Origin of the sequence: Streptomyces sp. NPDC087270 (assembly GCF_044744625.1) — a bacterium.
In the GTDB taxonomy this organism is placed as follows: domain Bacteria; phylum Actinomycetota; class Actinomycetes; order Streptomycetales; family Streptomycetaceae; genus Actinacidiphila.
Genome location: NZ_JBIUYR010000005.1, coordinates 246,199 through 269,746, shown reverse-complemented (window position 1 = coordinate 269,746; position 23,548 = coordinate 246,199). Strand labels below are relative to the sequence as shown.

The 23,548-nt window shown below is 71.0% G+C and carries 32 protein-coding genes, 1 tRNA gene and 1 pseudogene; 23 read left to right on the top strand and 11 right to left on the bottom strand.

Going from position 1 to position 23,548, the window contains the following annotated elements:
- The first annotated feature begins 52 nt into the window (after positions 1-52).
- The 5 genes from ACIPAE_RS12615 (at position 53) to ACIPAE_RS12595 (ending at position 4,421) form a co-directional block, all read left to right on the top strand.
- Positions 53-931, top strand: a complete 879-nt coding sequence (locus ACIPAE_RS12615) for a patatin-like phospholipase family protein (protein WP_329362950.1) — start codon at positions 53-55, stop codon at positions 929-931.
- Entirely contained in the window at positions 928-2,187 is a 1,260-nt protein-coding gene (locus ACIPAE_RS12610) for a 1-acyl-sn-glycerol-3-phosphate acyltransferase (protein ID WP_402444825.1), read from the top strand. Before ACIPAE_RS12615 ends, ACIPAE_RS12610 begins: the two co-directional genes overlap by 4 nt.
- Before the next feature lie 241 nt (positions 2,188-2,428).
- Entirely contained in the window at positions 2,429-2,806 is a 378-nt protein-coding gene (locus ACIPAE_RS12605; protein WP_329362947.1) for a peptidoglycan-binding domain-containing protein, read from the top strand.
- Positions 2,807-2,901: 95 nt separating this feature from the next.
- Complete coding sequence (locus tag ACIPAE_RS12600; RefSeq protein WP_329362944.1) at positions 2,902-3,279, top strand: hypothetical protein; 378 nt, start codon at positions 2,902-2,904, stop codon at positions 3,277-3,279.
- A gap of 149 nt (positions 3,280-3,428) precedes the next feature.
- Complete coding sequence (locus tag ACIPAE_RS12595; protein ID WP_402444822.1) at positions 3,429-4,421, top strand: CehA/McbA family metallohydrolase; 993 nt, start codon at positions 3,429-3,431, stop codon at positions 4,419-4,421.
- 104 nt (positions 4,422-4,525) lie between these two features.
- Here ACIPAE_RS12595 and ACIPAE_RS12590 read toward each other — a convergent pair whose 3' ends face one another.
- Positions 4,526-4,888 carry a helix-turn-helix transcriptional regulator gene (locus ACIPAE_RS12590; protein ID WP_366410896.1) on the bottom strand — a complete coding sequence of 121 codons (363 nt, stop codon included), beginning with the start codon at positions 4,886-4,888 and terminating at the stop codon, positions 4,526-4,528.
- A gap of 129 nt (positions 4,889-5,017) precedes the next feature.
- On the opposite strand from ACIPAE_RS12590, the gene ACIPAE_RS12585 reads away from it, so the two are divergent.
- Together ACIPAE_RS12585 and ACIPAE_RS12580 are read left to right on the top strand one after the other, a co-directional pair.
- Positions 5,018-6,079 carry an NADH:flavin oxidoreductase/NADH oxidase gene (locus ACIPAE_RS12585; protein ID WP_329362939.1) on the top strand — a complete coding sequence of 354 codons (1,062 nt, stop codon included), beginning with the start codon at positions 5,018-5,020 and terminating at the stop codon, positions 6,077-6,079.
- 79 nt (positions 6,080-6,158) lie between these two features.
- Positions 6,159-6,851: a histidine phosphatase family protein gene (locus tag ACIPAE_RS12580; RefSeq protein WP_402444820.1), complete on the top strand. Its 693-nt coding sequence runs from the start codon at positions 6,159-6,161 to the stop codon at positions 6,849-6,851.
- 49 nt (positions 6,852-6,900) lie between these two features.
- On the opposite strand, the gene ACIPAE_RS12575 is transcribed toward ACIPAE_RS12580, so the two are convergent.
- A complete protein-coding gene (locus tag ACIPAE_RS12575) occupies positions 6,901-7,587 on the bottom strand; it encodes a cytidylate kinase family protein (RefSeq protein ID WP_402444818.1) in 687 nt (228 codons plus the stop codon).
- Positions 7,588-7,897: 310 nt separating this feature from the next.
- Here ACIPAE_RS12575 and ACIPAE_RS12570 point away from each other — a divergent pair, with 310 nt between their 5' ends.
- Positions 7,898-10,567: a polysaccharide lyase family 8 super-sandwich domain-containing protein gene (locus ACIPAE_RS12570; protein WP_402444816.1), complete on the top strand. Its 2,670-nt coding sequence runs from the start codon at positions 7,898-7,900 to the stop codon at positions 10,565-10,567.
- Positions 10,568-10,731: 164 nt separating this feature from the next.
- Here the strand turns inward: ACIPAE_RS12570 and ACIPAE_RS12565 are convergent, their stop codons facing one another.
- The 3 genes from ACIPAE_RS12565 to ACIPAE_RS12555 all read right to left on the bottom strand — a co-directional run bounded on the left by ACIPAE_RS12565 (position 10,732) and on the right by ACIPAE_RS12555 (position 12,943).
- Positions 10,732-11,160: a VOC family protein gene (locus tag ACIPAE_RS12565; protein WP_366410891.1), complete on the bottom strand. Its 429-nt coding sequence runs from the start codon at positions 11,158-11,160 to the stop codon at positions 10,732-10,734.
- 288 nt (positions 11,161-11,448) lie between these two features.
- Positions 11,449-11,964 (bottom strand): DinB family protein, encoded by a 516-nt coding sequence (locus ACIPAE_RS12560; protein WP_402444814.1) that lies wholly within the window; start codon positions 11,962-11,964, stop codon positions 11,449-11,451.
- A gap of 163 nt (positions 11,965-12,127) precedes the next feature.
- Positions 12,128-12,943: an SAM-dependent methyltransferase gene (locus tag ACIPAE_RS12555; protein WP_402444812.1), complete on the bottom strand. Its 816-nt coding sequence runs from the start codon at positions 12,941-12,943 to the stop codon at positions 12,128-12,130.
- A 349-nt stretch (positions 12,944-13,292) separates the two neighbouring features.
- On the opposite strand from ACIPAE_RS12555, the gene ACIPAE_RS12550 reads away from it, so the two are divergent.
- A complete protein-coding gene (locus ACIPAE_RS12550; RefSeq protein ID WP_329362926.1) occupies positions 13,293-13,871 on the top strand; it encodes a GNAT family protein in 579 nt (192 codons plus the stop codon).
- Between the two features lie 83 nt (positions 13,872-13,954).
- Here the strand turns inward: ACIPAE_RS12550 and ACIPAE_RS12545 are convergent, their stop codons facing one another.
- The 4 genes from ACIPAE_RS12545 to ACIPAE_RS12530 form a co-directional block, all read right to left on the bottom strand.
- Positions 13,955-14,599: a maleylpyruvate isomerase N-terminal domain-containing protein gene (locus ACIPAE_RS12545; RefSeq protein WP_402444810.1), complete on the bottom strand. Its 645-nt coding sequence runs from the start codon at positions 14,597-14,599 to the stop codon at positions 13,955-13,957.
- 87 nt (positions 14,600-14,686) lie between these two features.
- Positions 14,687-15,547 carry a helix-turn-helix transcriptional regulator gene (locus ACIPAE_RS12540; protein WP_329362922.1) on the bottom strand — a complete coding sequence of 287 codons (861 nt, stop codon included), beginning with the start codon at positions 15,545-15,547 and terminating at the stop codon, positions 14,687-14,689.
- Positions 15,548-15,586: 39 nt separating this feature from the next.
- Positions 15,587-15,686: transfer RNA gene (locus ACIPAE_RS12535), tRNA-OTHER, on the bottom strand.
- A 7-nt stretch (positions 15,687-15,693) separates the two neighbouring features.
- Entirely contained in the window at positions 15,694-15,882 is a 189-nt protein-coding gene (locus ACIPAE_RS12530) for a hypothetical protein (RefSeq protein WP_366410885.1), read from the bottom strand.
- Between the two features lie 105 nt (positions 15,883-15,987).
- Here ACIPAE_RS12530 and ACIPAE_RS12525 point away from each other — a divergent pair, with 105 nt between their 5' ends.
- The 12 genes and pseudogenes from ACIPAE_RS12525 to ACIPAE_RS12470 all read left to right on the top strand — a co-directional run.
- Positions 15,988-16,827 carry a Scr1 family TA system antitoxin-like transcriptional regulator gene (locus ACIPAE_RS12525; protein ID WP_402444807.1) on the top strand — a complete coding sequence of 280 codons (840 nt, stop codon included), beginning with the start codon at positions 15,988-15,990 and terminating at the stop codon, positions 16,825-16,827.
- Positions 16,824-17,033, top strand: coding sequence for a DUF397 domain-containing protein (locus ACIPAE_RS12520; RefSeq protein ID WP_329362917.1), 210 nt, complete (start codon positions 16,824-16,826; stop codon positions 17,031-17,033). Before ACIPAE_RS12525 ends, ACIPAE_RS12520 begins: the two co-directional genes overlap by 4 nt.
- A 155-nt stretch (positions 17,034-17,188) precedes the next feature.
- Positions 17,189-17,398, top strand: coding sequence for a DUF397 domain-containing protein (locus tag ACIPAE_RS12515; protein WP_402444805.1), 210 nt, complete (start codon positions 17,189-17,191; stop codon positions 17,396-17,398).
- Positions 17,399-17,494: 96 nt separating this feature from the next.
- Entirely contained in the window at positions 17,495-17,704 is a 210-nt protein-coding gene (locus ACIPAE_RS12510; protein ID WP_402444803.1) for a DUF397 domain-containing protein, read from the top strand.
- A gap of 96 nt (positions 17,705-17,800) precedes the next feature.
- Positions 17,801-18,010, top strand: coding sequence for a DUF397 domain-containing protein (locus ACIPAE_RS12505; protein ID WP_402444801.1), 210 nt, complete (start codon positions 17,801-17,803; stop codon positions 18,008-18,010).
- A 95-nt stretch (positions 18,011-18,105) separates the two neighbouring features.
- On the top strand, positions 18,106-18,315 hold the full coding sequence (locus ACIPAE_RS12500; RefSeq protein WP_402444799.1) for a DUF397 domain-containing protein: 210 nt from the start codon (positions 18,106-18,108) through the stop codon (positions 18,313-18,315).
- A 100-nt stretch (positions 18,316-18,415) separates the two neighbouring features.
- A complete protein-coding gene (locus ACIPAE_RS12495; RefSeq protein WP_402445046.1) occupies positions 18,416-18,622 on the top strand; it encodes a DUF397 domain-containing protein in 207 nt (68 codons plus the stop codon).
- Between the two features lie 98 nt (positions 18,623-18,720).
- Positions 18,721-18,927 carry a DUF397 domain-containing protein gene (locus tag ACIPAE_RS12490; protein WP_402444797.1) on the top strand — a complete coding sequence of 69 codons (207 nt, stop codon included), beginning with the start codon at positions 18,721-18,723 and terminating at the stop codon, positions 18,925-18,927.
- Positions 18,928-19,028: 101 nt separating this feature from the next.
- Entirely contained in the window at positions 19,029-19,238 is a 210-nt protein-coding gene (locus tag ACIPAE_RS12485; RefSeq protein ID WP_402444795.1) for a DUF397 domain-containing protein, read from the top strand.
- Between the two features lie 155 nt (positions 19,239-19,393).
- Positions 19,394-19,603: a DUF397 domain-containing protein gene (locus ACIPAE_RS12480; protein WP_402444793.1), complete on the top strand. Its 210-nt coding sequence runs from the start codon at positions 19,394-19,396 to the stop codon at positions 19,601-19,603.
- A 108-nt stretch (positions 19,604-19,711) separates the two neighbouring features.
- Positions 19,712-19,921 carry a DUF397 domain-containing protein gene (locus ACIPAE_RS12475; protein WP_402444791.1) on the top strand — a complete coding sequence of 70 codons (210 nt, stop codon included), beginning with the start codon at positions 19,712-19,714 and terminating at the stop codon, positions 19,919-19,921.
- Positions 19,922-20,029: 108 nt separating this feature from the next.
- Positions 20,030-20,236, top strand: a pseudogene (locus tag ACIPAE_RS12470) (DUF397 domain-containing protein); the annotation flags it as partial.
- A 95-nt stretch (positions 20,237-20,331) separates the two neighbouring features.
- Here the strand turns inward: ACIPAE_RS12470 and ACIPAE_RS12465 are convergent.
- Together ACIPAE_RS12465 and ACIPAE_RS12460 are read right to left on the bottom strand one after the other, a co-directional pair.
- Positions 20,332-21,045 (bottom strand): SDR family NAD(P)-dependent oxidoreductase, encoded by a 714-nt coding sequence (locus tag ACIPAE_RS12465; protein ID WP_402444789.1) that lies wholly within the window; start codon positions 21,043-21,045, stop codon positions 20,332-20,334.
- 133 nt (positions 21,046-21,178) lie between these two features.
- Entirely contained in the window at positions 21,179-21,835 is a 657-nt protein-coding gene (locus ACIPAE_RS12460; RefSeq protein ID WP_402444788.1) for an FMN-dependent NADH-azoreductase, read from the bottom strand.
- A 281-nt stretch (positions 21,836-22,116) separates the two neighbouring features.
- Between ACIPAE_RS12460 and ACIPAE_RS12455 the strand changes: the two genes are divergently transcribed.
- Together ACIPAE_RS12455 and ACIPAE_RS12450 are read left to right on the top strand one after the other, a co-directional pair.
- A complete protein-coding gene (locus tag ACIPAE_RS12455; RefSeq protein WP_402444785.1) occupies positions 22,117-22,539 on the top strand; it encodes a winged helix-turn-helix transcriptional regulator in 423 nt (140 codons plus the stop codon).
- Between the two features lie 210 nt (positions 22,540-22,749).
- Positions 22,750-23,409 carry a hypothetical protein gene (locus tag ACIPAE_RS12450; RefSeq protein ID WP_329362905.1) on the top strand — a complete coding sequence of 220 codons (660 nt, stop codon included), beginning with the start codon at positions 22,750-22,752 and terminating at the stop codon, positions 23,407-23,409.
- Positions 23,410-23,548: the final 139 nt, after the last annotated feature.

The window sequence follows — 23,548 nt, the reverse complement described above, 5'->3', positions numbered from 1 at the left end:
GGCCGGGTGCCCGGCGGGATTGCGGCCGGTGGGGCGGGGCACGCGGGGTGGCATGGACAGCGGCGCGGGAGACGAGGGCGGGCGGGCGTTCGTACTCGGCGGCGGCGGGGCGCTGGGGGCGCACGAAGTGGGGATGCTGAAGGCGCTGTTCGCCGCGGGGGTGCGGCCCGGCCTGGTGCTGGGCACGTCGGTGGGGGCGATCAACGGCGCGGCGGTCGCGGCGGACCCGTCGCAGTCCGCGGTGGCCCGACTGGAGGAGCTGTGGACGGGGCTGGGCCGGGCCGGGGTCTTCACCGGCTCGCTGGCGGCGCGGTTGTCCACGGCGCTGCGCAGCGGCACCCACCTCTACGCGGCGGCGCCCCTGCGTACGTTGCTGCGCACCCATCTGCCGGTCACCCGGATCGAGGACCTGGCCGTACCGTTCCAGTGCGTCGCGGCGCGGATCGAGGACGCGGCCGAGCACTGGTTCGACGGCGGACCGCTGGCCGACGCGGTGCTCGCGTCCTGCTCGGTGCCGGGGCTGCTGCCGCCGGTCCGGCTGGGCGACGCGCACTTCGTGGACGGCGGGCTGGTCAACAGCATCCCGGTCGGCCGGGCGGTGGCGCTCGGCGCCCGCGAGATCTACGTGCTCCAGGTCGGCCGGGTCGAGCACGCGCTCACTCCGCCCCGGCTGCCGTGGGAAGTCGCCACCGTCGCCTTCGAGATCGCCCGCAGGCACCGTTTCGCCCGGGACATGGCCGACCTGCCGCCGGACGTCACCGTGCACGTGCTGCCCAGCGCCTCCACCCGTGACGAGACCGGCGGGACGCTGCGCCAACTCCGCAGGCGCGCCGCGTTCGGGGCGACCGCGGAACGCATCGAGCGCGCCTACGCGGCGTCCTCGCGCTACCTCGACACGGCCCTCGCCCCGAAAGGCGGCGCCCCCGCATGACGACACCCCCGCCCCACCCGTCCGCGTCCGCGGCCGCGTCCGTGCCGTCGGACGCACCCGCCTCCGTGTCCGCCTCCGTCTCCGCTTCCGCAGCCTCGGCCGTGTCCCTCGCGGTGACCCTCGGGCGGCGGGCGGCCACCACCGCGCTGCTCCTGGCCCTGATCCCGTTGACGGCGGCCCTGTTGGTGGCCGTGACCGTGCTCGGCGCGCCGGTCTCCCTCGCCACCCGGGGGCCGTGGCGGCAGACCCGGGTGGCCGGGTTCGCGCTGCTCTACCTGCTGGCGGACCTGGCCGGGCTGGTGACGGCGACCGTGGTGTTCCTGCGCGACCCGTCCCCGCGCCCGGCCGCCCGACGCCGGCGGGAGGACACCGCGTTCCGTACGCTCGCCCGGCTGCTGGCTGTCCTGCGCCGGGCCGCGGAACACGTCTTCCGGCTCAGGGTCGAGGTCACTCCGGCCGTCCCGCGCGGAAGCGGCTCGGGTGGCGACGGCCCGGGTGGCGACGTCTCGCACGGTGACGCCTCGCATGGCGACGGCTCCGGTGGAAGCGCCCCGCGGGCAAGCGCCCCGATGGGTGGCCGACCGTACGAACGCGTCGCGCCCGGGAGCGACCCGCGTCGCGCGCCCCTGCTCGTACTCGTCCGGCACGCCGGTCTCGGCGACTCCTTCCTGCTGCTCCAGATCCTGCTCACCGAGGCCGGGTTGCGCCCGCACACCGTGCTCAAGGGCGCGCTGCGCGCCGACCCCTGCCTGGACGTGCTCCTCGGCCGGGTGCCGCACTGCTTCGTGCCGCCCGCCTCGGGCACCGCCGTCGACGGCATCGCCGATCTCGCGGCAGGACTGCGCCCCGGCGACGCGCTCGTGCTCTTCCCCGAGGGCGGCAACTTCACCCCGCGCCGCCACCGCCGCGTGATCGCCATGCTGCGCCGCCGCGGCCTCTACCGCCGCGCCGCCCGCGCGTCCCGGCTGCATTACGTGCTGCCGCCGCGCGACGGCGGGGCGTTGGCCGCGCTGGCCGCCGCGCCCACTGCGGACGTCGTCTTCGTCACCCATGCCGGGCTCGACGTCATCGACTCGGTCCGGACCGCCTGGTCCGTCCTTCCGTTCACGCGCGGGGTGCGGGCCCACTGGTGGCGGATACCGGCCGCCGCGATTCCGCCGGGCGAGGAGGCCCGCAGCGACTGGCTGCTCACCCAGTGGGAACGCGTCGACCGGTGGACGGCCGCGCACGCCGTCGCCCGGACCCCGCACGTCTGACCTCGCGCTCCCGCGTGTCGGCCGGCCCGAGCGGGGGTGCGGAGGCACGGAGCGCCGCCGGTCCGGGGGATGAACGTGTCCGGGTCCTGGTCGTCGTTCCTGCGCGGAGTGCCAAGTGCGGTGCGCGCACCGTCAATGACCCGGCGGGGCTTCTGCCGCACCGTGGGACCCGAACATCGGATCACGGGGTGCGCGGTCCCACGGTGTGGCCGCGCGCTGCGGAGGACGGGGAGGACGGGGAATGAAGCGGATGAGAGCGGGTGCCCGCGGAGCGGCGATCACGGCCACCGCCCTGGTGTGCGCCGTGGGCGGGTTCGTCGGCACCGCCGGCGCGACGACCGGTGCCGGCTGGATCGGATACGGCTACGCGAACACGCACAACGGGGTGGAGTGCGTCCAGGAGGCCATCGACAACTCGCCGGCCCCCGCCCACGTCACCGTCGACGGCGTGTTCGGTCCCCGGACCTACTCGGGCGTCAAGTCCTTCCAGCAGTGGTGGAACCAGACGGGCATGAACCCGCACCTGAGCGTGGACGGCGTCGTCGGACCGGCGACCGGGGACCAGATGCTCGGCTACGTCGGTGCCGGCTGCTACCTCTACGTACCCACCACGGACTGACGACCCGGCGGCACCCCGCAGGCAACCACACGAGGGATCGGCCGGCTCGGCACCGCCCGGTGTCCTGGCCTGCCGCTCCACAGACGGGAGGGAACATGCGTATCCGTTCACGAGGCATCACCGCGCTGGCGGCCGTCGCGCTCGCGGCGAGCGGGCTGACGGTCGCGGCCGGCTCGTCGGCCAGCGCGGCGGCGCCCTTGGACTGCTACGGAAGCTCGAACATCTACTCCACCAGCGGCAACAACAGGTGGCCGTCGAGCGGCTGGGTCACCACGTCGTCGGTCTGCGCGGACATCAATGTCAGGCCCAACAACAGCCTGTGGGTCCAGACATGCTTCCAGGCGACGAACTCCTGCAACAAGGCCACCTGGATCAGTGCCGTGACCTGGGGCACGGCCGCCACCGGAGTCCTTGACGGTACGAAGTTCTACCTGCACTTCGACCGCGCCAGCGTGGGGGACGTCGCTTACTGAGCGCCGCCCGGCACCGTCGGCCCCCTGGGTGTACGCCCGGGGGGCCGTGGCGTGGCGTGCCGTGCCTTGGGGTGGCGGTGGCGCCGCGGTGGCCGGAACCGGCTGCTCGGCCCGCGCGTTGGCTCGGCAGGACCTCGGAGGGAGAACACTTGTCCAGTGCGGGTTTCCCGCCGGTGCGGGCGGTCGGACGCGGGGCGGCCTGGTACCGCGGGGACTGCCATGTCCACTCCGTCCGGTCGGGCGGCGGGGAACTCACGCCCGAGCAACTGGCCGTCCGGGCACGCGCCGCCGGGCTCGACTTCATCGCGACGACGGAGCACAACTCGGCTGCCGCGCCCGGGGCGTGGGGACATCTGGCCGCCGACGACTTCCTGATCGTCCTCGGTGAGGAGGTGGTCACGAAGACCGGGCACTGGCTCGCGCTCGGCATCGACCCCGGCCAGGTCGTCGACTGGAACCACCAGGTCAGGGACGGACTGGTCGACCGGTGCCTGGGCCAGGTCCATCGCGTCGGGGGCCTGTGCGTGGCCGCGCACCCGCACGCGCCCTATCCGTCGGGCGACTTCACGTTCCCCTTCCGGGGCTTCGACGTCGTGGAGGTGTGGAACGGGCTCTGGACGTCGGACCAGCCCTGGAACGCCGACAACGAGGCCGCCCTGGCGGAGTGGGGACGCGGCCTGGCGGCGGACCTCCGGACGGGCGCGTGGCGGCCGGCGATGGGCAACAGCGACACGCACCTGGAGGGGCAGATCGGCATCCCCCACACCGTGGTCTTCGCCGAGGAGCTGAGTACGCAGGCGGTCCTGGCCGCGATCCGCGCGGGCCGCAGCTGGATCGCCGGGTCGGCGGACGTGGACGTGTCCTTCACCGCCGGCGCCGATGGTCGCGTCGCCGGGGTGGGAGAACGGCTCGCCACCCGGGGCCGGCCGGTCGAAGTGCGGGCAGCCGTACGCGGTGTGCCGACGGCGACCGTCAGCTTCCACACCGACCGGGGAAAGGCGCACCGCGCGTCGCTCCCCGGTGACGGGCCAGGCGTGGTGCGGTGGGAGACGACGGCGGAGGACTCGGCGTTCGTCCGCGTCGAGGTCCGCCACCCCGACGGAGCCGCCGCCGCACTCACCAACCCGATCATCCTGACCTGACCCCGCGCCCGCGGTCCACGGACGCGATGCCCGTGCCCGTGCTCTCCTCCCGCCGCACCCACCGGCTCACCCGGTGGCAGACCCGGTGGAGCGCGCTCCGCCCCTCAGGACTCGCTGGACCTGCCGGACTGCGCGGCCGCCGACGCGAGCAGCGTGTCCAGCAGCCCGGGGAAGACCGCGTCCAGATCGGCGCGGCGCAGTTCGTTGATCTTCGCGGTGCCCTGATAGCGCTGGGTGATCACGCCCGCTTCGCGTAGCACGCGGAAGTGGTAGGTGGCGGTGGACTTGCTGCACACGAGCCCGATCTCCCCGCAAGCCGACGCGGCGTCGGCGGCCAGCGCCTGGATGATGCGGAGCCGCATCGGGTCGGCGCAGGCGTGCAGCACCGCCTCCAGCCGGATGTCGGCGGGCTCGGGATGGTCCAGTTGCCGGCTCGGAGTTGCCGCGCCGGCGCTGTGAGGAGGCATACGGCGAGTCTACTGCGACGGATCTCGTAGTTCGACAAATCTCGAACCTTGATGTTCGATGAATCTCGTAATACGTTAATCGTCGAACTAAGGCGGGCCGCCCCGGCCGTGCCCTGAGGAGACATCTCCATGAGCCAGTTGTTCGAGCCCTTCCGCTTGCGAGCGTTGACCATCCCCAACCGCGTGTGGATGCCGCCGATGGGCCAGTACAGCGCGGGGTCGGAGGGGCCGGCCGTCGGCGTTCCCACCGACTGGCACCTCGCGCACCAGGGCGCCCGCGCGGCCGGTGGCGCCGGCCTGATCCTGACCGAGGGCACGGGGGTGAGCCCCACCGGCCGGACCACCCCCTACGACCTGGGCATCTGGACCGACGCGCAGCTTCCCGGGTTCCAGCGGATCACCGCTCTGGTCACCTCGCTGGGCGCCGTGCCCGGCATCCAGCTGTCGCACTCCGGCAGCAAGGGGTCGACCGACCGTCAGTGGCTGGGCGGCAAGCGGCTCGGTCCGGAGCAGGGCGGCTGGCGGCCGGCCGGCCCCGGCGAACTGACCCTCGCCGACATCGACCGGATCGTCGAGGAGTTCGCGGCGGCGGCGCGTCGGGCGGCCGCGGCCGGGTACCAGGTGGTCGAACTGCTCGCCGGACACGGGTATCTGATCCACCAGTTCCTGTCGCCGGTCACCAACCACCGCACGGATGCCTACGGCGGCTCCTTCGAGAGCCGGACCCGGTTCGCCCTCCGTGTCGTGGACGCCGTGCGTGCCGTCTGGCCCGACGACCTGCCGCTCTTCGCCCGCGTCTCCGCGACGGACTGGCTCACCGAGAACCCTTCGGACCACCGCGAGGGCTGGACCGTGGACGACACCGTCCGCCTCGCGACACTGCTGGCCGACCACGGCGTTGACCTGCTGAACGTGTCGAGCGGCGGCATCGTCCCCGACGCGAAGATCACGGTCGGGCCGGGCTACCAGGTGCCCTTTGCCGCGCGGGTGAAGGCGGAGACCGGAGTGCCGGTCGCCGCCGTCGGCATGATCACCGAGCCCGACCAGGCCGCCAAGATCCTCGCCAACTCCGAGGCCGACGCGATCCTGATCGGCCGCGAACTCCTGCGCCACCCGACCTGGCCCCTCGACGCCGCCAAGGCACTGGGAGCCGAGGTACGCATCCCGCCGCAGTATCGCCGCGCCTACTGACACCCTGAGAAGGGCCGGTCGCGCGTGCCAGGCTGGGTGCCGGTCGGCAGGACGTCATCGACCCGAAGGGCGGACTCTCGTGCGCACAGTCCACGTCGTCACGCATCCCGAGGCGACGCACCACGTCGAGGGGGTCGTCGGCGGGTGGCACGACTCGCGCCTGACGCCCGCCGGAGTCCGCGCGGCGGTCTCCATCGCCCGAACGCTCCGGGCCCGGGTGCCGGACGGCGCCGAGGTGGAGCTGTTCTCCTCGGATCTGCGGCGCACCCGGCGGACCGCCGAGGAAGTGGCCGACGTGTTCGGCGTGCGGCCGGTCCTCGACCGCAGGCTGCGGGAGAAGTCCTACGGTCAGGCGGGGGGAAGGCCGCAGGAGTGGCTGGACCGGCGCTTCGTCCCGCCGCCGGCGGTCGGGGAACGGATGGACCACGACGAGGGCGTGGAAGGCGCCGAGACGAGGGCGGAGTTGGCGCGGCGCGTCTACGCGGCCATGGACGACATCCTGCGACGTCCGTGCGCACACCAGATCGTCGTGACGCACGGCGGCTCACTGACCTTCGTCGTGGCGTCCTGGATCAGGATGCCGATCGAGTCGGCCGGTTACGTCGGCTTCCGGGCCCCCTCCGGCAGCATCACCACGCTGCGCGAGGACGACTTCTACCACAACCGCCAGGTCGTCAGCCTCGGCGAGACCCGCCATCTCGACGAGTCCCGCCCTCTCGGCGAGACCCGCCCTCTCGGAGAGTCCTCCCCTCTCGACTCCGCGCGACGCTGAATCGCCGGCGAGCCGTCGTCGTCTCCTGCCGTGTCTCCTGCCGTGCCGGTCAGCGTGGTCGGGCTTCCCAGGCCGGGCGCCGGAGTTGGGCGTTGTCCACGATGAAGTCGGCGTGGTCGGCCGGGTGGGCCGTGGCGGCGTAGAGCCGCTGGGCGGGGATGTAGCGCTCGCGCCAGGACCGTTCGACGTCGGCGGCATCGGCGGAGGGCCCGGCCTGGGCCGTGTCCCGGTCCCGGGCGCGGCCCACCGTCTGCTCGAAGGGGACGGATACGAGGATGCGCAGCTCCCATCGGTCGACGAGTTCCGGGCGCAGGAGGAAGACGCCGTCGAAGAGGAGTACGGCGTTCGCGGGGGCGGTCGTGGGCGGCAGCGACAGCGCGCGGTCGGTGTCCTTGTCGTAGACGGAGTGCTGGAACCTCCGGTGCCCGCCCGGGCCCAGCGGGTCGAGCAGGACCCGGCGCAGCGCTACGTGGTCGTGGGCGTCGAAGTAGCAGGCTTCGGCCGAGTACCGGCCGCGTCGGTAGCGCTGTGCGCGGGGGAAGAGGAAGTCGTCGACGGTCGCGCGGATGACCTCGCGGCCCTGCGCCCGCAGGACGACGGCGAGTTCGTCGGCCAGCGTGGTCTTGCCGGCGGCGGGCGGCCCGTCGACGGCGACCCGCACCGGGTGCGCGGTCGTGACGGCCCCGATCGCCCCGGCCAGTTGGCCCATGAGTTCGCCGCGGGTACCTCGATCCATTGCTGCCCCTCTCTCACGGCGCCGGTGCGCAGGGCACGTTGGGCCGCGATCGCCGGTTCCGGACCCGCCCCGCGCCCACCCGGGTGGACGCGCGCCCCCGCACCCGCCCGGTGGACGTGGCCCCACCGTAGTCCCCGTAACCCCCGTAACCCCCGTGGTCCACGTAGCCCGCGTGGCCCCGTCGCTCGCGGCCCCCGCCTGGCGGAAGATGCCGCGCTCCCGTGATCGTGTGAAACCTAGTGACACGCGGAAAGGGTGTTGCTTGAATGCGGCAAGCGCTTTCTGTCGTCCGCCCTTGGAGGGTCCCGCCGTGCAGATCTCCCGCCGTGCCCTGATCGCCGCGGTGCCCGCGACCGCCCTGCTGGCCGCGGCGCAGCCGTCCCGCGCGTGGGCCGACGCCACCGGCACCGGCGCCGCCCCCCGCACCGGTGCCCGCACCGCCACCGCCGCCAAGGCCGCCGCCGGCACCCCCGCCGACCGCGCGCAGATCCTGGCCAACACCGTGGACGTGTTCGCGGGCACCGCCCAGTCCAACGCCCGGCCGGACGTCGCCGCCAAGCTCGCCGCGATCGCGGCGACCGCCCGCACCCGGCTGACCGCGATGGACGCGGCGGCGGGCGGCGACCAGCTGTTCGGCGGGCTCGCCCTCGGCACCAGCGACACCAACCTCACCTCCTCCTTCCAGTACCTGTACGAGATCGCGCTGGCCACCCGCGTGCCGGGCGGCGCCGCCGACCTCGCGGGCGACGCGGCCGTACAGCAGCGCGTGGTCGACGGGTTGCAGTGGCTCTACGACCACTACTACGGCGACCAGGCGACCGGTTACTACGGCAACTGGTTCAACTGGGAGATCGGCATCTCGCAGTACGCCACCAAGACCCTGATCCTGCTCAAGGACACCGTCGCCGCCTCCCGGCCGGACCTCCCCGCGACCTACGTCGCCGCGATGGACGCCTACCTGCGCAACGGCAAGGACGGCGACGTCGACCTCGACTCCCGCTTCCACACCGGCGCCAACCTCGCCGACATCACCACCGACCGGATCATGCAGGGCGCGCTGCTCGACGACGACGCCCGGGTCACCAAGGCCGTCGCGGACCAGGAGACGGTGCTCGCCACGATCGACCCGTACGCCCTCCAGCACGGCGTCACCGACGGGTTCTACGCCGACGGGTCCTACCTCCAGCACGCGTCCGTCGCCTACACCGGCTCGTACGGCACCGGGCTGCTCACCCGGATCGTGCAGACCGTCAAACTCCTCGACGGCACCGACTACCTGGCGGGCGCCGACCTGGTCGGGGCGGCGCGCGGCTGGGTCGCGAACAGCTTCGCGCCGCTGATCTTCGAGGGCTGGATGATGGAGGCGGTCAAGGGCCGCGCGGTCTCGCGCACCGGCACCGGTTACGCCGACGTCGGCACCGTCGTGGAGTCCGTGGTGGACCTGTCGGCGTACACCACCGGCGCGGACGCGACCGCGCTCGCCGGGTACGCCAAGTTCGTCCGGCAGGAGTCGCGCACACCGGTGAACCCGGCGTCGTTCGTCTCCCCGGTCAGCGTGGCCCGCTACGCCGACATCCTCGCCGACACCTCCGTACCCGCCGCCGACCTCAACGCACCCGCGCAGCACTCGGCGTTCAACGCGATGGACCGCGTCGTGCACCGCCGCCCCGGCTGGGCGTTCACCCTCGCCCGCAGCTCCACCCGGATCAGCGGCTACGAGTACATGAGCGGCGAGAACCTGATGCCCTGGTTCCAGGGCGCGGGCGCGCACTACCTCTACCTGTCCGGCCAGGACCAGACGCAGGCGTTCGGCGTCGACTACTTCACCGCCGTCTCGCCCTACGCGCTGGGCGGGGTGACCGCGCCCGTCGAAACCCGCGAGACCGTACCGGAGTTGTACGGCACCGCGTGGTACGACAACCCGGCGGCCGGGTTCACCTCCTCGTCGGAGTCGCAGAACACCTACGTCTACTTCCCGCTGTCCACCAACTCCCATTCCGGGGGCGCGCGTTCGGGTACGTACGGCACCTGCGGCCTGGTGCTGTCCGATGACGCGGCGTACGCCGCCGCCCGAGCCGGCCTGCTCCCCGCCGACTTCGTCGCCTACCGCGACGCGCGGGCCACCAAGTCCTGGTACCTCTTCGACGACGAGGTGGTGGTGCTCGCGGCGGGGGTCGGCGACGGTACGGGCGCCGGCGCGGGCCGCGCGGTGACGACGACCTTCGACACCCGCATCGCCGCACCCGCGGACCCGGTGAGCGTCACCGGCCGACTGCGCGACGGCACGCCGTTCACCGGCCCCGGCACGGCCCCGCTGGCGTGGCTGCGTTACGCCGACGGCGGGCAGGGCACCGCGATCGGCTACGTCCTGCTCGACGGCCCCGGCCAGGACCCGCACGCGCGGGTGCGGGTGGGCCTGGAGACCGTGACCCGCAGCCGGCGCGCGATCCGCACGTCCAATCCCGACACCGCCGTCACCAAGCAGGTCTTCTCGGTCGGCCGCGACCAGCCGGCCGGCGCGGCGCCGACCTCGTTCGCGTACGCGCTGGTGCCGGGCGCGACGGAGAGCGCGCTGCGGGCGTACGGATCTGGCGGTGCGCACGGTGCGCACGATGCGGATGGGCGGCCCGGTCCGCTGTCGGTGCTCGCCAACTCCACCGCCTTCCAGGCCGTACGCCACGCGGGCCTGGGCATCACCGCCGCCAACGCCTTCGCCGCCGGGCCGCACCGCGCGGGGGAGTTGGAGGTCGACGGCCCCGCCTCCGTACTCGTCCGCGAGCGGCACGACGGCACCACCACGGTCTCCGTCGCCGACCCCACGACCACCCGCGACACCGTCACGGTGCTGCTGCGCGGGCGCCGGCTGCGGGCGCTCTCCGCCGCCGACGGCATCCGCGTCACCCGCTCCCGCGGCGCCACCCGCGTCGAGGCCACCACCCGCCACACCTACGGCGCCACCCTGGAGGTCACCCTCCGCTGACCCGCCCCACCCGCGCCCCGTCGGCGCCCCACCGGCCCCCCGCGCCGGACCGTTCGCCGCCCCCGCACCCGGCCGGACGCGGTCGCCGGGGGACAAGGTCTACTCGTCCCGCGGCAACCGAGCCTACCTGCGCAAACGCCGCATCAAGGCGGCCCTGTCGCGCTCTAAGGGCGGATGTAAGGCCGAGTCATGACCTCCATGTTGTGACCGTCCGGGTCGTCGAAGTAGGCGCCGCGACCACCGAATAGACGGTTGATCTGGCCGGGTTCGGTGTGGCTGGGGTCGGCGTAGTAGGTGACCCCGACCGCCGTCAGACGGGTGATCACGGCGTCGAACTGCTCGTCAGGGACAAGGAAGGCGTAGTGCTGCGACTGGATCGGCTCGTCCCTCTTCTCGTAGTAGTCGAGCGTCACGCCGTTGCCGAGGTCGACGGGGAGGAACGGTCCAAACGGGGCGCCGACCTTGAGGCCCAGGACCGCGGCGAGGAACTCGGCAGACAGGTGCCGGTCGCTTGCGTAGATGGCAGTGTGGTTCAGCTGGACGCCGGCCGTCGGCGGCGCGGATTCATGCGGGTCATGCTGGTCATAGGACATCAGTGGTGTGTCTCCGCTTTGGGATCTTCCGCTGGAATGCGGCGCCGTATGCGGGCGCCGGGAGCCAAGACGCGGAGAAGTGGGCGGGCCTCTTGCCCGCCTCGGGCTCACGCCGAGGCCGGGAACCTCACTCGTGCGTGGCCCATGGCCGACCCGGCAGTCACGCGATGGACCTTAGTGACCATCACAGGCGGGGGCAACATCGCTTCTTGGCCGTGCCCGGCCGCGAGCCACCGTTGCGTCGTAGCGGTTCGTCACGGCTCCGCTGATGACAACCCGATACGCGACCTAGTAGTAACCCTTCGTGCCGTCGAGCAGCTCTCGGACGATGTCCGCGTGGCCCGCGTGCCGTCCCGTCTCCTCGACGAGGTGGATCAGCATCCAGCGGAGGTTGGCGCCGGCGTCGCGGAAGTCGGGGTGGCGGCCGACGTCGTCCAGGGAGGCCGCGGCGACGATCTCGTTGCCGCGGGCGCACTGCGCCTCGTATTCCGCGAGGAGTTCGGTGAGGGGGCGGCCGCCGGTGTGCCAGTCGGCGTCCTCGCTCGACTCGTCGAACGCCGGGTTCTGCTGCTTGTCGCCGCCGAGGAACACCACCTCCAGCCACATGTGCTCGGTCCAGCGCATATGGGAGAGGAGGCCGGCCATGGTCATGGCCGGCGAGGTCGGGACGACCGAGCGGTGCGCGTCCTCGTCGCTCAGCCCCTCACACTTCCAGCGCAGGATCTGCCGTTGCAGGTCCAGCCAGCCGATGAGCGCGGTGCGTTCGTCCGCTTGGAGTGGGGGGCGTTTCAGTTCCGATGCCATGCCGGCGCACGCTACCGGTGCGGCCTGGAAAGGGACACCTGGATTTGCCCGCGGGTTCGCGGTGCCGCAGCGCGCCGGGGTGCGGCTGCGCACAGGGGAGGACGTGCTCGCCTCACCGGCCCCGCCGACGTGTGTTCGCGGGGTCGCGGGTTCGTCGGGGGCGCTAGCCCACCACGCCGACGGCCGCCCACGTGCACACCTGTTGCGGCGGGGGAATGACGTCGCCCGGGCCGCTGTGCCACTGCGGTGGCGTCACGACGCCCGGCTCCTCCAACGTCAGCCCGTCGAAGAACCGCTCGATCTCGGTGCGGCTTCGCGCGAAGCTCGTGGTCACGCGCCCGCTGTAGTGAGCCATGGCCTCTTCCATCAGGGCCGGCCGAAGGTCGGAGGCGATACTGGCGATCACCAGGCGGCTCCCCGGCGCCAGGGGCCGGACCAGGTCGGCCACCACCGTGTAGGCGATCTCACCGGGCACGAAGTGCAGCAGGTTCCCCAGCAGGAGGGTCACGGGCTCCGCGAGGTCGAGGTGATCGCGGACCCGCGGCTGTTCGTACAGCGCCGCGCCGTCGAGGAAGTCGTGGTGAACGTAGGTGCAGCCGTCGACGCCGGCGAGATCGCGGGCGCAGTGGCGGCGGACGAGCGGGTTCTTGTCCGCGTACACCACCCGGGCGGCAGGGAGGACGCGTTGGGCGACCTCGTGCACGTTGTCGGAGAGTCTCGTCGGGATGCCGCAGCCCATGTCGATGATCTGGCGGACGCCCTTGCTCGTCGCGTACTCGGTGGCGCGCAGCACGAAGGCGCGGCTGGCCCGGCAGGACATCCCGACGTCCGACCAGACCCGGGAGAGCTGGTCGGCGGCGGCGCGGTCCGCGGGATGGTTCTCCTTCTCGCCGAGGAAGTAGCCGTAGACGCGGCTGACGTCCGGCGTCGTCGTGTCGACAGCGTCGGGTTCCCGTTTCTCGCCTGCCTGGTTCACCATGTGTCCCGCCCGCCGTCCGGCCGCGGCTCCATCGAGTACGCGGCTGCCGATGTCGCTCGGCCCATCGTGACATCGTCCGTGGCGGCCTCGGCCGTCCCCGGTGGAACTCGCGTGACGGGGACTCGGCCCCTCACCACGACCTGCTCCCCGTGCCCCGGTGGCGCTGACGGCACGACGGCTCTCCCGGATCACCCGCATCCGCCTCGGTAAACTCGCAGCAGACCAGGCCGCGGCATCCCGCCCGGGCGAGGGGCCAACTCACGTCGTTGTGGGGGCCCGCCGGGAAAACCCCTTGCGGGTGCCCGGCAGCGGAGGTCTGATTGATCGGCCGCCGACCACGGGATGGAACATGAGCACGTCGCTGCCGGCCCCCTCCTTGCCCACCGCTCGCCTCCGCCTGCGTGCCTTCGAGGACGCGGACGCGAACGACCTTTTTGCCCTGCACAGCAGCGCCTACGTGCTGCGCTACTGGGACTCGCCACCGTGGACCGAACGCGCCCGCGCCGAGCGGTTCATCGCGGCTTGCGGGCAGATGGCTCGGGAGGGCACCGGGGCGAGACTGGCCGTCGATCGGGTCTCCGACGGGGCGTTCATCGGATGGTGCGGCCTGACCAGGTGGAATCCGGACTACCGCAGCGCGTCGCTGGGCTACTGCTTCGTCGATACGGCGTGGGGCCACGGCTACGCGACCGAGGCCGCGCGCGCTCTGCTGCGGTGGGCCTTCGACACCCTGGACCTCAATCGCGTGCAAGCCGAGGCCGACACGCGCAACGTGGCCTGTGCCCGCGTGCTGGAGAAGCTCGGGTTCGTGCGTGAAGGGACGTTGCGGGAGGACTGCGTCGTCAACGGCGAGGTCTCCGACTCGTGGGTCTACGGGCTGATCAGGCGGGAGTGGCGGCCGTCGTCCGAACCGGCTCCCGCCCGTTGAGCCGTTGAGCCGTTGAGCCGTTGAGCCCGTTGAGCCCGCTGAGTCCCCACGCCCCAGCCCGTGCCCGGCCGGACGAGGACCGACTACAGCACGCGCAAGGCGTCGTGGGTGTCGCGTTCGCGTCGGGTCAGGGCGTGCAACACGGCCTGGTCGCCGTGGCGTTCGCGGGCCGCGGCGGTGAGTACGTCGATCGCGAGGGCGAGCGCGGCCTCGGGAGCGGGGTTGGAGGCGCCCACGCTCAGCGCCAAGTCCTCAAGATGGACGGTCAGTTCGACGCATCGGGTCTGGAGGTACCCGTCGAGGAGCATTTCCTCCCCGGGCCGGTGGAGGACGGACACCCGCCGGTCGGCCGGCTCCCCTGGCAGCCGCTCGGCCAGCCGCTGCCACGCGGCCCGCGCCTGCTCGGCCACGGCGGCGGGACCGGCCGCGGCGGTCTCCTCGCTCCGCGCACGCACGCCGACGTTGAGCGCGGAGCCGGGAGTCGAGGTGCCCTCCAGCCTGGCGTAGTAGTGCACAGGCGTCACCGGTTCCGCGCCGAACACCGGACCGTCGAGGAACCACTCGACCTGGAGGACGCTGCGGGCAAGGTGGCCGGCCAGTCCGCCCACGGACATCCCCGGCAGCACGGACTCCTGCTGCCAGCGGAGCGCCACCTCCCCTTCCGCCAGGAGGCGCGTGGCCCGCTCGGCGGCCAGCAGGTACGCGGTGCGGATCTCGGTGGTCGTCATGGCAGGCATAGTGCCCGCAGGGAGTTCGCGACGGCGGCGGCGTCCGTATATTGGTCAACCCGTCCACCATACGGACTCGGGTTGCCGCTACGACCGGGTGTGCGCGGTGTGTTCGGCCAGTACGGTACGCAGGAAAGCCAGCGAGTCCGTCGGCGTGAGAGCGGTGTCGCGGAGCAAGTCGTAGGCCAGGCGCAGCGGTTCGACGTCTTCGGGTTCCTCGACGAGGTGGCCGCTCCAACTGCTCTGCGTGTACGCCACGACGTGGCCGTCCTGGAAGAAGATCAGCTCCAGGCAGCTGCGGATGTGGTGCGGCCCGGTCCCGAACGGCACTACGTGCAGCGACACATCGGGCTGCTGGGCAACGTCGATGAGGTGCTCCAACTGGCCGGTCCACGTCTGGGGGTCGCGCGCCCCGCGCCGTAGTACGGCCTCGTCGATCAGCGCGCGGTAGTGAACCGGGTTGGGTCCGGTGAGACGGTCCTGCCGCTTGAGCCGCTCGGTGACCTGCGCGCTCAACTGCTTGATGCTGTGCGGGCGGGCGGTGCGGAGCTGTTCTTCGGCGTAGGCGCGGGTCTGGAGGAGGTACGGCACCGCGCTGACCGCGTACTCCTGCACGCTCACCGCGTCCGCCTCCAAGGGGGCAAGTCCCAGGAACGGCTTGTCCTTCGCCTCGCGTTTGGCCAGGTGCCACAGCTTCACCAGGAGGGTCCCGGTGCCGTACACCTTGTCCAGCGCGGTGGCCGCCTCCAGGGTCCCGAGTCGCTGCCCCCGCTCCAGCCGGTGCAGATACGACTGCTCGTACATGCACAGCCCCGCGAGTTCCATCAGCGTCAGCCCCGCCTGCTGGCGCCGATAGGCCAGTTCACTGGCGTACAACTCCCGTGCCGACAACCACTCCCAGTCGATGAGCATCCTGGTGGTGCCCTTCTCGCCGCTGGTGCTGGCCATACGGATGTCCTCTCTACGGTGTCGTTCGTGCTCGCCAAGTCCCCTTGTCCGGACTCGAACCGGAGTCATCGGGCCGACCCGCACGCATGAACGGAGGTAGTGCGGGGGCCCGGGCTCTTCCTGACTGAGCTACAAGGGGAGGTGCTTCAACGGTGGTCGGGTGGGGTGGCCGGCTCGGTGTGCCCGCTCCGCCGGCAGCGCTTGCAGCCGCACGGCGGCAGGGCGCTGCTCAACGGTGTCGGCAGGGTTGCCGGCTGCACGTCGTAACGGTCCCGGACGGTGGTGCGCTCTCCGGACATCGGATTGACCCGATACACGGCGATGGTCATACCCATGGCCCGTTCCTCTCCGTAGTGGGTCCACTACCGGACTCGGCCAGAGTGACGTACAGTCAGAAGACCTTCAAGTAATCGGATGTGAAGGAAGGGTTGGGGCGCCCCATGGTCAACCGCAAAGAGCTGAACCCCGAGAGCAGTCCAAGAGCGGCCTACGGCGCCCGATTGCGCAGGGTGCGGGAAGCCCGCGGCTGGAAGCAGGAAGACCTGGCGGAAGCGTTGGCATATTCCAGCCAGCATATTTCTGCGGTTGAAACTGGTCGCAAGCCGCCAACCCTCTCCTTCTCATGCAAGGCTGACGTTGCCTTGGGAACCGCCGAATCACCGGATTCGTTCGAACGCCAGTGGCACGAGATGCGGCACGGCTCGCTGCTGGAGGGCTTCCCGGAGTTCGTCGGCTATGAGAGCCGGGCCGTGGAGCTTCGGCTGTTCGAAATCGGCATCATCCCGGGCCTGTTGCAGACGCCTGAATACGCCAAGGCATTGGCGGAGGGTGAGGTTCAGCGCGGCTCCATCACGACAGGTCAGGCCGCCGAGCGAGTCTCCGTCCTCATGGACCGGCAGGCCGCGCTGGTGAGGACCCGCCCGCCCCTGGTGATCGTCGTGATGGATGAGAGCTGCCTCCACCACGCTGTTGGCGGCGCGGAGAACATGCGAGCCCAGCTCCAACGGCTAGTCGAGGTTGCTGCCCTCCCCAACTGGATCATCCACGTCTCGCCCTTCTCCGTAGGCGCAGGCCGCTCGTTCAACCGGCCGGTTACGCTGCTGACGCTTGCCGACCGCTCCGTTCTTGCGTACGCCGAGTCACAGGTACAGGGGCACCTTGATCGAGAAAGTACGTTCGTGCTCCCCATGTTGACGGCCTACCATCAACTCCAGGCCGAAGCGCTGTCGCAGGCGGCGTCGGTGGCCATGATTAACCAGTTGCGAAAGGGCACCCCATGACGACCGAAACCCCCCGCTGGTTCACGTCTTCCTACAGCGCCAACGGCGGCCAGTGCATCGAGGTCGCCGCCAACCTCGCCGCCTCGCGTGGCGTGGTCCCCGTCCGTGACTCCAAGGACCCGAGCGGCCCGGCGTTGGCCTTCTCCGCCGACGCGTTCGCCTCCTTCGTGGCGGGTGTGAAGGCCGGCGAGTTCCCCCTCGTCTGACCCGTTCCCGCACCACGCACCAACGGCCCTGCTACCCCTCGCGGGTAGCAGGGCCGTACGCGCTGGGGCCACGTACGCCGAGCGGTGGGAACGGGGGCGAATCCAGCGTGAAATCGTCTCTGTTGAGCCGATGTTGGGGGCCTACCATCGGCTGCGTGATGACCGAGACCCCGCGTTGGTTCACGTCTTCGTACAGCAGCAACGGCGGTGAGTGCATGGAGGTGGCTGCCAACCTCGCCGCCTCGTGTGGCATCGTCCCTGTCCGTGATTCCAAGGACCCGGGTGGCCCAGTGTTGGCTTTCCCGGCTGATGCGTTTGCTTTGTTCGTGGCGGGTGTGAAGGCTGGCGAGTTCCCCGTCGTGTGACCTGTTCCTGTACCCCGTTCCCATCGACTGTTCGCCGAACCGCTGTGGCAGGCGGTGCCGGTGGCCGTGATCAAGCAGCTACGAAAGGGTGCCCCCGTGACGACCGCATTCCCCCGTTGGTTCAAGTCCTCGTACAGCGACAACGGCGGCCAGTGCGTCGAGGTGGCCGCCAACCTCGCCGCCTCCCGTGGCGTGGTTCCGGTCCGTGATTCCAAGGACCCGGGTGGCCCAGTGTTGGCTTTCCCGGCTGATGCGTTTGCTTTGTTCGTGGCGGGTGTGAAGGCTGGCGAGTTCCCCGTCGTGTGACCTGCTCCTGTACCCCGTTCCCATCGACTGTTCGCCGAACCGCTGTGGCAGGCGGTGCCGGTGGCCGTGATCAAGCAGCTACGAAAGGGTGCCCCCGTGACGACCGCATTCCCCTGTTGGTTCACGTCCTCGTACAGCGCCAACGGCGGCCAGTGCGTAGAGGTGGCCGCCAACCTCGCCGCCTCCCGTGGCGTGGTTCCGGTCCGTGATTCCAAGGACCCGGGTGGCCCGGTGTTGGCTTTCCCGGCTGATGCGTTTGCTTTGTTCGTGGCGGGTGTGAAGGCTGGCGAGTTCCCCGTCGTGTGACCTGTTCCTGTACCCCGTTCCCATCGACTGTTCGCCGAACCGCTGTGGCAGGCGGTGCCGGTGGCCATGATCGGCGAGTTGAGGAAGGGCACCCCGTGATGACCGAGACTCCGCTTTGGTTCACGTCTTCCTACAGTGAGAACGGCGGCGCGTGCGTCGAGGTTGCTGCCAATCTTGCCGCCTCCCGTGGCATCGTCCCTGTCCGTGATTCCAAGGACCCGGGTGGCCCGGCGTTGGCCTTCTCGGCTGATGCGTTTGCTTTGTTCGTGGCGGGTGTGAAGGCTGGCGAGTTCCCCCTCGTGTGACCCGCTCCCGCAACCCCGTACCCATCGATTGTTCGCCGAACCGCCGTGGCAAGGCGGTGCCGGCGGCCATGATCAGCGAGTCGAGGAAGGGCACCCCGTGATGACCGAGACCCCGCGTTGGTTCACGTCTTCCTACAGTGAGAACGGCGGCCAGTGCGTCGAGGTCGCCGCCAACCTTGCCGCCTCCCGTGGCATCGTCCCTGTCCGTGATTCCAAGGACCCGGGTGGCCTGGTGCTGGCCTTCCCGGCTGATGCGTTTGCTTCGTTCGTGGCGGGTGTGAAGGCCGGCGAGTTCCCCCTCGCCTGACCCACTCTCGCGACGCTCGCCATTCGTCGACAGGCGGAGACGCTGTTGTAGGCGGCGTCTGTGGTCGTGATCGACCAGCTACGAAAGGGCACCCCGTGATGACTGAGACTCCGCTTTGGTTCACGTCCTCGTACAGCGGCAACGGCGGCGCCTGCGTCGAGGTGGCCGCCAATTTTGCCGCTTCGCGTGGTGTGGTTCCTGTCCGTGATTCCAAGGACCCGGGTGGCCCGGTGCTGGCCTTCTCGGCCGAGGCGTTTGCTTCGTTCGTTGCGGGTATGAAGGCCGGCGAGTTCCCCCTCGCCTGACCCGCTCCCGATTCCGCTCCCGCACCAATCGACGGCTCGCCGAACCGCTGTGGCACGCGGTGCCGGTGGTCGTGATCGACCAGCTACGAAAGGGGCACCCCGTGACGACCGAATCCCCCCGTTGGTTCACGTCCTCGTACAGCGCCAACGGCGGCCAGTGCGTAGAGGTGGCCGCCAACCTTGCCGCCTCCCGTGGCATCGTCCCCGTTCGTGATTCCAAGGACCCGGGCGGTCCGGTGCTGGCCTTCCCGGCTGCTGCGTTCGCTTCCTTCGTGGCGGGTGTGAAAGCTGGCGAGTTCCCCCTCGTCTGACCCGTTCCCGCACCACGTACCAACGGCCCTGCTACCCCTCGCGGGCAGCAGGGCCGTACGCGCTGGGGCCACGTACGCCGAGCGGTGGGAACGGGGGCGAATCCAGCGTGAAATCGTCTCTGTTGAGCCGATGTTAAGGGCCTACCATCGGCTGCGTGATGACTGAGACTCCGCTTTGGTTCACGTCTTCGTACAGTGGCAACGGCGGCAACTGCATCGAGGTCGCCGCCAACCTTGCCGCCTCCCGTGGCATCGTCCCCGTCCGTGATTCCAAGGACCCGGGTGGCCCGGTCTTGGCCTTCCCGGCCGATGCGTTCGCCTCCTTCGTGGCGGGTGTGAAGGCCGGCGAGTTCCCCCTCGTCTGAACCCACTCCTGCGACGCTCGCCATTCGTCGACAGGCGGAGACGCTGTTGTAGGTGGCGGATGTGGTGCGGATGTGGTCGTGATCGACCAGCTACGAAAGGGGCACCCCGTGACGACCGAATCCCCCCGTTGGTTCACGTCCTCGTACAGCGCCAACGGCGGCCAGTGCGTCGAGGTCGCCGCCAACCTTGCCGCCTCCCGTGGCATCGTCCCTGTCCGTGATTCCAAGGACCCGGGTGGCCCGGTGTTGGCCTTCCCGGCTGATGCGTTCGCCTCCTTCGTGGCGGGTGTGAAGGCCGGCGAGTTCCCCCTCGTCTGAACCCACTCCCGCGACGCTCGCCATTCGTCGACAGGCGGAGACGCTGTTGTAGGTGGCGGATGTGGTGCGGATGTGGTCGTGATCGACCAGCTACGAAAGGGGCACCCCGTGATGACCGAATCCCCCCGTTGGTTCACGTCTTCGTACAGCGGCAACGGCGGTGAGTGCATTGAGGTGGCCGCCAACCTTGCCGCCTCGCGCGGCATCGTCCCTGTCCGTGATTCCAAGGACCCGGGTGGCCTGGTGCTGGCCTTTCCGGCTGATGCGTTCGCCTGCTTCGTGGCGGGTGTGAAGGCCGGCGAGTTCCCCCTCGTCTGCCCGGCGGGGCCTCCGGCGTATCCGGTGGAGCGGCGGTGCGGGCCGTACACGTAGTCCGCACCGCCGAGAAGACCGGCCGGTCACGCGGCCCGTCAGCCGTCGGCCTTGAACGCGGGGTGGACTTCCTCGACGCGGTCGCGCTCGGTGTACATGTCCCAGTAGAGCGCGGCGAGTTCGGCCGGGTCGACGACAGGGAACGAGGCCGCCAACTCCGACGCGCCGGCGGCCTCTGCCGCCTCGCTGCCTCCGATGAACGCGGCGACCGAGAGGGTGCCCGCGTAGATGCCCGCCTCGGTGAGTTCCCCGTGGAGGGAGTAGAGCCAGTTGCGGGCGGCGGCCATCAGCGGGCCGACCCCGCTCGCGTTCGGCATGGGGTGGACCGCGGTGGCGCCGGTGGTCATCAGGAACGCGCCGTCGCCGCGTTCCTTCCACTCCGGCAGCACGGTCTGGACGACGGTCAGCGGTGTGAGCAGGAGCAGTGGGATGCCCTGGACGAGGGTGTCCGGGTCGAGTTCGGCGGCGGGGGTGAAGTGGACGCTGGGGATCGGGCCGTACTCGACCACGTCGATCCGGCCGAACCGCTCGCGGATTGCCTCGATCAGGGCGGGGATCTCCTGGGGCTCGGAGAGGTCGGCGGTGAAGCCGGTCGCGTCGACGCCCTCGGCGCTGAGCTGGTCGACGAGGGCGTCGAGGCGGTCCTTGCGACGCGCCACCAGGGCGACGCGGAAGCCCTCGGCGGAGAAGCGTCGGGCGAGGGAGGCGCCGAGACCGGGGCCGGCGCCGAAGATCGCGATCACTTTGGACATGGGGGTGTTCCTCCAACTACTGCGGCAGCGGCGGTGAATGAGGGTGAGGGACGGGGGAGAGGGGGCGGGTCAACCCGGGGAGTTCCACGCCAGGGGGTTCTGGTCACCGTCGGGTTGAGGCGGGCCGGTTACGTCATGCGGCACGCGCCGTGCCGATGGTCGTGCCGATGGTCGTGGCGAGGCGGCGGGCCTGGTCGTGGGCGGCGGCCATGGACGCCTCGTGCAGCGGAAGCAGCGGGGCGAGGGCCGGCGCCACCGGGGCCATGGTCAGCTCGGGTATCACCGTGGTGACGTCCAGGCCGAGGAGGTCGTCGTGCCCCAGAACGGCCTCCAGCGTGGGCACCACGTAGTCGAGACCCTCCTTGGGGGAGCCGGGGCCGTAGCCGCCGCCGCGGGCGGAGATCAGCACGGCGGGACGGCCCGCCGCCGGGGATGTGCCGGTGTGGCTCATCGTGCGGTCCAGGACGATGACCTGGTCCAGCCACGCCTTGAACACCGACGGCATCGAGAGGTTGTACATCGGCACGGTGAACAGGTACGCGCCGGCGCCGAGGAACTCCTCGATCAGCTCGTCCTGGAGCGCGGCGGCCGCGGCCTGCTCGGGAGTGCGCCGGGCCGGGTCGGTGGTGCCGGCGGTGATTCCCGCGGCGGTCAGGTGCGGTACCGGCGAGGCGGCGAGGTCGCGGTGGACGACCGGGCCCTGCCACTGGTCGCGGAAGGACCGGGCGACCTGGCGGGAGACGGAAGCCTCGCCGAGCGAGGAGGAGTCGATGTGCAGCAGGTACGACATGGCGTGGGCGCCTTTCAGCGGGATGTCCGGATCGGAGGGCGGTGGGGGGCGGGCCGGGGGGCACGGTGGCCGCCCGGCCCGTACCGGGGGCAGGTGATTTCGGCCCGTACCGGGGACAGGTGATTTCGGCCTGTACCGGGGGCAGGTGATCTCGGCCCAGACCTCTGCCTCGATCGCTGCCTTCACCGCCCGAGCCAATTCCTCTCATTTGTTCGTAGCGCCATGATGCGCCAGTATGGAAGCCGGTACAAAAGGCACACCGGTGTGCGCGACGGAGAGGGATGGGCGCCATGCAGGACAGCACTGATGGGGAGATGGCGGCGGCGATCGGGCCGTGCGCGAGCATCCCCGCCGACCACATGCCGTTCATCCGGCAGGTCCTCGACCGGGTCGGCGACAAGTGGAGCATGCTGATCACCGCGGCCCTGGAGGACGGCCCGCTGCGCTACACCGACCTCCAGCGCCAGATCCCCGGCATCTCCCAGCGCATGCTCACCCACACGCTGCGCCAACTCCGGGACGACGGCCTGATCACGCGCACCGCCTACGCGGAGGTGCCGCCGCGGGTGGAGTACGCCCTCGCCCCGCTCGGCCGCGGCCTGCACGAGATCGTCATGCGGCTGATCGGCTGGGTCGCCGACCACCACGACGAGATCCGCGCCAACCGCGCCCAGTCCGACACTTCAGCCTTCCCCCGCGCCTGAGCCCCTGCGCGCACCGGTACTTCTCGGCGGTGACGTGAACCCACGCGGCGTGGTGACGGCGGGCGACGCGGCGGGCGAGGCGGTTCGGGGCGCGGCTCTGGCCGCGGTCGCGGCGCCGGACTCGCCCACCGGCGGACGAATCCCCGTGCTGGACGTGCCACTTGGGGTCCACTACTCGCGACCCATCAAGTGGATCTTGGAGCGCACCTCATGTCCTCACGTCAACGCCCGGCCCTCGCCACTGTCGCGGCCGTGCTCGCCCTCGCCGCCTGCCCGATGCTGGCCGGCGCCTCCGCCACGGCGGCCCCCGCCACCGCTCCGGCCGACGGCGCCTCCGCCCGCGCCGGCGGATTGCTGCCGCCCATCGGCGCGGAGATCCCCTCCTCCATGCTCGCGATCAACAGCGAACTCGAGGTCAAGGGCGCGACCTACCACGTGGACTTCCGCGGGGGTATCAAACAGCGCGTCGACGTCAACCCGAACGACCCCCTCTACAGCGTCCGGCTGCGCACGGTCGGCTTCAAGGTCAGCGCGGAGATCGACAGCGGGAAGTACAACTACGTCGTGTTCGAGCAGAACGACGTCGACGTCGACGTGAGGAGCACCCTCACCCTCACGCAGCAGTTCCCCCCGAGGTACGTGGAGCGCGACGAGCTCTCCTTCTCGGCGGTGTTCGAGCCCAAGGACGGCGGCGAGCCTCTCGTCCTGGTGACCAAGGAGCCGATGGTCCTCACCGCGGCCCTCACCCAGTACCCGGCCAGGGGGGATTTGTACCGCTTGGACAAGCCCGTCGACCTGGTCGACCCCGAGCACCCGGACAACGTCGAGGCGGTCCTGAAGACGTTCCCCAGCAAGCGCGGCGGCCTGTAGGCTCGTTGTTCAACGTCCTTCCCTGAAAGGCCAGTTGGCTGCCCGGTGGTCGCCGGCGGGCGATGCGACAGCGGTGCGGCCTTGGTGTGATCATGTGCGTTGTCGAGACGCTGTTGATCATGCCAAGGCCGCGAGGGTG